This window comes from uncultured Agitococcus sp. (genome assembly GCF_937920075.1).
Taxonomy (GTDB): Bacteria; Pseudomonadota; Gammaproteobacteria; order Pseudomonadales; family Moraxellaceae; genus Agitococcus.
Map to the genome: position 1 here is coordinate 1 of NZ_CALETI010000365.1, position 3,051 is coordinate 3,051.

General features: G+C 41.7%; 2 protein-coding genes. Both read left to right on the forward strand.

Translation table 11 applies throughout. From position 1 onward, the window contains the following. Positions 1–2,773, forward strand: a 2,773-nt coding sequence (locus Q0212_RS12470) for a hypothetical protein (RefSeq protein ID WP_297925998.1), incomplete at its 5' end; no start/stop codon positions are given. Next, the gene (locus Q0212_RS12475) at positions 2,764–3,042 is read left to right on the forward strand and encodes a hypothetical protein (protein WP_297926000.1); all 279 of its coding nucleotides are present in this window, start codon (positions 2,764–2,766) and stop codon (positions 3,040–3,042) included. The genes Q0212_RS12470 and Q0212_RS12475, both read left to right, overlap by 10 nt. Positions 3,043–3,051 lie beyond the last annotated feature (9 nt).

The window sequence follows — 3,051 nt, forward strand, 5'->3', positions numbered from 1 at the left end:
TCAATGGGCGCAAGTACGGACTGATAATTTTAAGGCATGGTTTGGTGATTGGGAGAATGACCCGAAAAATGCTAGTAAAGTTGTCGATTCTAATGGCGAGCCGATGGTTGTTTATCATGGGACTGAAGGAGATTTTAATGAGTTTAAGCCAACAGAACCAAACTTTTATGCGATAACGGAAGGAACATATTTTTTTACTGACAATGAAAACGTGGCAGCTAATTTCGGTAAATATGTAATGCCTGTTTATCTTAACATTGACAACCCAACGGAACTTGACGGGAGAAATGCTGGAAGATTTAATACTTGGGAGCTTAATGATGATTCAGGAAATTATGGGTGGATTGTAGAAAATGCTGATACAGGCGGTGGTTTCGCTACTGAATATGCGGTTGAGAACCCTTCCCAAATCAAATCAGCCATAGAAAATAACGGTGAGTTTAGCCCTACTAATCCCGATATTCGGTTTAGTCGTGGTGATTCATCGAGAAACGAATCACCACAAAATGATAATCCCAGCCAACAAAACAACAATAAAAAATTAAACTCTCTTTTACATGGCTGGTTAGACGGTAAGGGAGAGGATGTTTTTAAAGCGATGTCGGCCTCTATTAAAGGGGTTTTATCAAAAATGCCTGCATCTATGGCATTGGTAGATAACGCCCCTCCTGCATTTAAGCAGATGATGCGCGAGATGCTAAGGGATAGCAAACAAGCCGAATTAGCAGTGAGTGATATTCTTAAAAACAGCACATCACTTAAAGCAGAAGAAAGAACCTTGTTGTCAGATTATTTGGAGAAGGAGCTTGCTTTAGGTGTTATTCCTCCTGAGGATGTTGTAAAAGTAGCGGCAGCAATGCGTATGACATTGAGCTACCAAACAGATGAGCTTGTAAGACTTGGAATGTTGTCAGAAGAAAGCGCGGCTAGATGGCGAGATACTTATTTGCCTAGACTGTATAAAGAACGGCAAAAAGACCCATTAACCAAAGCAATTGTTAAGCGTTTTGATATTAAAGGCGATCACCTGAAAGGGCGTGGGCAATATAGAGAGGTTGAGACTAGCAAAGTTGCCGATTATGTAAAATCAGGATGGGAGGATAGGGGCGTATCATCAAGAGGTAAAACTATTGTTTGGCGTGATTACACCAAAGAAGAACGCGAAAAAATGGGCGAGGTTAGGGATGCTATGTTGCGCTTTGCAACAGGATTTTTGTCAACGCAGCGTGATATTGCAACAGCCAAGTTATTTGAAAAGATAGCCTCTAATGAAGAGCTAGCAAGTTCTGAGCCTGTGGCTGGTTGGGTTCAAGTGCCTAAAGCATTCATTCAACAAACAGGCGGCTTGATGCGTTATGGCAAGTTAAGTGGTATGTGGGTTCATCCTGATGTGTGGGAAAACACAAAACACTACATTCAGGACAGAGGGGATATTGAGCGCATTTATCGTAAAACACTTGCTGTATGGAAAGAAGGTAAAACTATATTAAACGTGGTTGCACATACAAACAATATCGTGAGTAATGTGGTGATGGCCACGGCTGCTGGAGCCAACATTAATGATATTCGCAAAGGTTATGATAGTTTGGCAAGCAAAGACAAGTTCTATCAAGAAGCCGTTGAAATGGGGATGATGGCAACAGGGCATTATACGGGTGATATTCGAGACTACTTTGGTGATGATTTGCTTGGCGCAACAACCCCAACAAACTTAGTATTTAAGGCACTTAAAAAAGCATGGGAAAACCCTGTTTTTAATAAAATGCGTGAGCTTTACGACCTAGAAGACCAAATGTTTAAATTGGCACTGTATCGTAAATCAAGAGAGCTTGGAGCAAGCCAACAGCAAGCCGTTGATTATGCAGAAACCTTTATATTTAATTATGCTGACTTGCCCATTGGTGTTAAGCGGATACGTGACTTTGGCCTACCGTTTATAAGTTACACCTATAAGGCTGTGCCTGCTATGACTCGACTAGCTTTTACTCAGCCGCATCGTATGCTTGCTATTACGGGCGCAGCGTACGGCATTAACGCTCTTGCTTATGCTATGCTTGGCTTGGATGGTGATGATGAGGAAAAAGAACGTGCCTCGATGCCTGATTATATGCAAGGACACAGTGCGTGGGGTGTTCCAAAATTAGTCAGATTGCCTTTTGGCGATGCCGATAACCCTGTGTTCTTAGATGTTTATCGTTGGTTGCCGTTAGGTGATTTCTTTACAATGAATGACAGAACAGGCGGCGTACCAATTCCTACTTCTGCTGTTTTGAGTGGGCCATATTGGAATGCTTACAACACTCTTATTGCCAACAGAAACGGCTTAACTGGTGGTGATTATTTTGAGGACACAGACAGTGATAAACAAACGTTTGCAAAATCAATGCGTTTTGGCTTATCGGAATGGATACCCATGTATTACCACTTGGATAAAAACCTAAACGCGGTTACTCGTGAGTTTGAAGACACCCCTGCATCGAACTTGCTTAATGCGATGGGGTATAGTGGTACTAATGCGCGTGGTGAGTCGGCTGATTTAGCTAATTCTTTACTTGGGGTAGCGGGTATTAAGGTGCGTGAGTTTGATATTCAGGCGGAGCGTGAGAAAAAATATAACAAGTACGAGTTTAAAATTAGGGATTTAAAGCGCGAGATACGCAGCATTGGGCGAGATATGTCTAATACGCATCAAGAGCGAGATATAGAGGATAAACTTAAAGAAATTGAGCGTTTGCTTAATGAGCGTGATGAGCTGGAAAAAAGTTGGGAGTAGAGTATGATTATTTCGCTATTCAACGTAGCAAAATTAACTACTACAAGAGAAAATGGGTTAAAGCGGCACAAAAGGAAGATATGGAGGCTATCGAGCAGATAGAGCAGGATATTCAAGAATGGAACGAAAACAACGAGAAATATCCCGTTATTTTTGACCGTAAACGTGCATATCAAACAGCAAACAAAAACGATATGACTTGGGGGGAAAGGGAGGCAAAACCACCTAAAGGTATGGACTGGATGAAAAACGAACGTCCTGAAATGTGATTGATGTTA